Genomic DNA, 2,827 nt, shown 5'->3' with positions numbered 1-2,827 from the left:
CCAGCCGAATCTGTCGACCTCGGGCGTGATCGATTCGGGACGGGTGTCGGTGCGGGTCTGCTCGACGGGGCCGCGGATCTCGACCAGGTCGGCGACGAACTCGTACAGATGCCGCACATAGGTGCCGCACGTGGGGACGGGCGCGAGCGGTATTGGGTGTCGTCGCATCCGGGCGACGCATAGCGCGTGGTCGCGTGCTGTTCTAGCCTTGGCCATGTCGGCTCCTGGTGGTCGACCTGACCCTCAGACGGTGGCAGCCGTCTGCGCGCTGGCGCGGGCCTCGTCTCCTCGGGCGCCTCCTCTTTCCGGTCCACCATCTCCGCGCGGGCGTGGTTGTCGAGCGGCTACGGCGCACGCTGGCGTATGCACAGGGACATTGCTGCGGCGAGCTTGGCCACGTGGCGTAGCCAGCCGATGGCGCGTGGCGGATCGAGCCCTTGGACCTGGCTGCCACATGGTAGTCACCGTCGGCATAAGCCGGGTCGGAGCCCACCCGTTCGGAAGATCTGCCCCACCTCGGTCAATCGTGGCCGGTCGACGGCTTCGGGGATCCGGCCGGTGCCTCGTGTACGGGGGGTTGTGCTTTCTTGAGATGGTCGTGGCCTGATATTTTCGTGCTATTTGCGCATGTGTGCGGCTCCTTGATCTGAATGATGTGCTGTTCGATCTGCTGGAGTCGGCTAATGGTTTGGTGTGGTGATGGTGGGGTCGGTGAGAGTTGCTCGTTCGTGGTCGGTCTGGTGGGGATGATAGAGCTTCGCTGGCCGCAATCCCGCCCTGGGTGAATTGGGTTCTTTTTGCTTGAGGTGTTCAGTGGCGTGCCCAATCAGACCCGGGAATGATTCACAGGTAGTGGTCCGTAGAGTTGGCCCTTTCGCTGGGTGGGTCAGTTCGGTGGGGTGGCAGAAAGACGCCCGGTACGGAGGGCGTCGACCAGGGATGTCTCCGCGGCTGCGCGTTGTCGGTAAAGCCGGTTTGAGGGGATGCCCTGCTCGCGTGAGAGTTCCTGCACGGTGCGGCCGTTCAGCCGCGTTGCGGTGATGAGCGATGCGGCGGCCGGGCTGATGATCTCCCGGTGGACGGCTCGTTTGAGGAAATCCTCGGGGTCGGGGTTGGCTATGGGTGGGCTGGTGGCGCCGGTGGGCATGAGGGCGGGGTCGCTGGGCAGGTAGCGGTGTCCGCGCCGTAGTGCGCGGGTGGCCTTCTTGTGAGCGGCGAACAGCAGGCGGGGGGCGATGTTCGGGCGCTGCAGGTCGATGTGCGGCAGCTGGGCGACGAACTCGGTGAGCAGTTGGGAGACGAGGTCATCGAGGTGGTCGCGGATGGACCAGGGCGGCATGTGTTCGATCTCGCGGGCGGCGATGCGCTTGAGTCCGGGCATGGCGACCCCGATGCACCCGATGGTCCAGGCCGCCTTGCCTGTGCGCGAGCGTGTGACCAGTTCGGCCCACACCGCGTCTTTGAACGCATCGTTGGCGGTCTTGGCCAGGAGCCGGTCGCGTAGTTCTGCCAGGTCGATCTTGCGTGCCGGCAGCCCGTGGCCGAGTTCGCGCCCGTCGAGCGCCAGTGGGCCAGGCCCGGTGGTCAGGAGCTTGAAGGTGTTCTCGGCGACCTTCAGGGCGTTGGGCCACTGCGGAGGTGTCGCTGTGCTGGTTGAGGTGGTGCTGCGCGGGTTCTGGTTGGTGGTCGGTGTGCTGGACATGACGGCTCCCGTGTGGGGTGGAGAAGTGGGCGCCGTCAGGTATCCACGGCTGCGTGTGCAGCTTTTGTGCACTTCTTGTGCAGATCAGCCCGCCAGGGCCTGTGGATAACCTGTACACGATCTGCCTAGATCCGCCCTCACCTGCAGGAACGTCTTCGCAGGACGTGGAGGCAGGCGGGAAGGTCAACTGCGAACAGGTGCATGAATTTGCTCTGACCTGCGATTTCGCGAAGCCAGGCCCGGTCGCGTAAGGATCAGGTAAGCGTCGCGGCCCGAGGGCTCCCCACCGCCGCGTTCCGTGCCATTGGTCCTGGCGGCGCTCCAGCGGCGGCCGCGTCGCTGCCTGCCGTGTCCGAGTCCGACTCGGACGCGGCGTGTGCTGTCATGCACAGGACGAGGCGCTAACTTGCACAGATTCGCCATGACCTGCAAAGACGCCCCAGAGGCGCGGGGGATGGGCGCTGTGGATGGCTTGGTGGAGACGGGGCGTCGGTGGCTCTGGCCCTGGACCTACCCCGGGAAGGGGCTACGCAGACCGGAGTGCACGCTTTGGTGAAGTTGTTTGCTGGGTGGACTTGACCGGGGTGATGAAGGCCGGATTCCTTGTTCCGGCCGGTCGCGCCGCACACGGGCGCCGTACGGGGGGTGGGGCGTGCCGTGTAGGAGGGGCGCGGCGCGGCCGGCCACGAAATCAAGGAAAGGAGTGTCTGTGATGGCACGAGGAAACTGGGGGATGTGCACCGCGGCTGACTGGCTGTGGGGTGCGGAACCGATGCGCTGGCGGCGGATCTATTTGGGGAGGCCCGATCAGGTGACCTCGGCGCGGACGTTCGCCAGGTCGCTGTTCGCGGGGACCGGTTGTGAGGACGATGTGGCCAACGTCGTCGCCGAACTAGGCAGCAACGCCGTGCTTCACACGCGGTCGGGGGAATCGCGCGGCTGGTTCGGCTTGGAGGTGACCTTCGGTGAACTCGTCTACATCGGGGTCACCGATCTGGGCGGGGGCTGCGTGCCGCTGTTCCGGTCCAAGAAGCCAAGGTGTGAGCTGGATACGGGAGGTCGTGGCCTGCAACTGGTCGCCGAACTCGCGGTGTCCTACGGCATTCACGGTTCCACCGAACACGG

The 2,827-nt window shown here is 65.9% G+C and carries 2 protein-coding genes; one reads left to right on the top strand and one right to left on the bottom strand.

The window, feature by feature from the left end; genetic code table 11:
• Positions 1-886 precede the first annotated feature (886 nt).
• Positions 887-1,702 carry a hypothetical protein gene (locus ACGWYJ_RS38705; protein ID WP_395111660.1) on the bottom strand — a complete coding sequence of 272 codons (816 nt, stop codon included), beginning with the start codon at positions 1,700-1,702 and terminating at the stop codon, positions 887-889.
• A 712-nt stretch (positions 1,703-2,414) separates the two neighbouring features.
• Here ACGWYJ_RS38705 and ACGWYJ_RS38700 point away from each other — a divergent pair.
• Positions 2,415-2,827: ATP-binding protein (locus ACGWYJ_RS38700; protein ID WP_395111662.1), on the top strand; the 413-nt coding region annotated here is incomplete at its 3' end.

The organism is Actinomadura sp. SCN-SB, assembly GCF_043906805.1.
Classification (GTDB): Bacteria; Actinomycetota; Actinomycetes; order Streptosporangiales; family Streptosporangiaceae; genus Spirillospora.
This window is presented reverse-complemented; position numbering and strand designations above follow the sequence as displayed.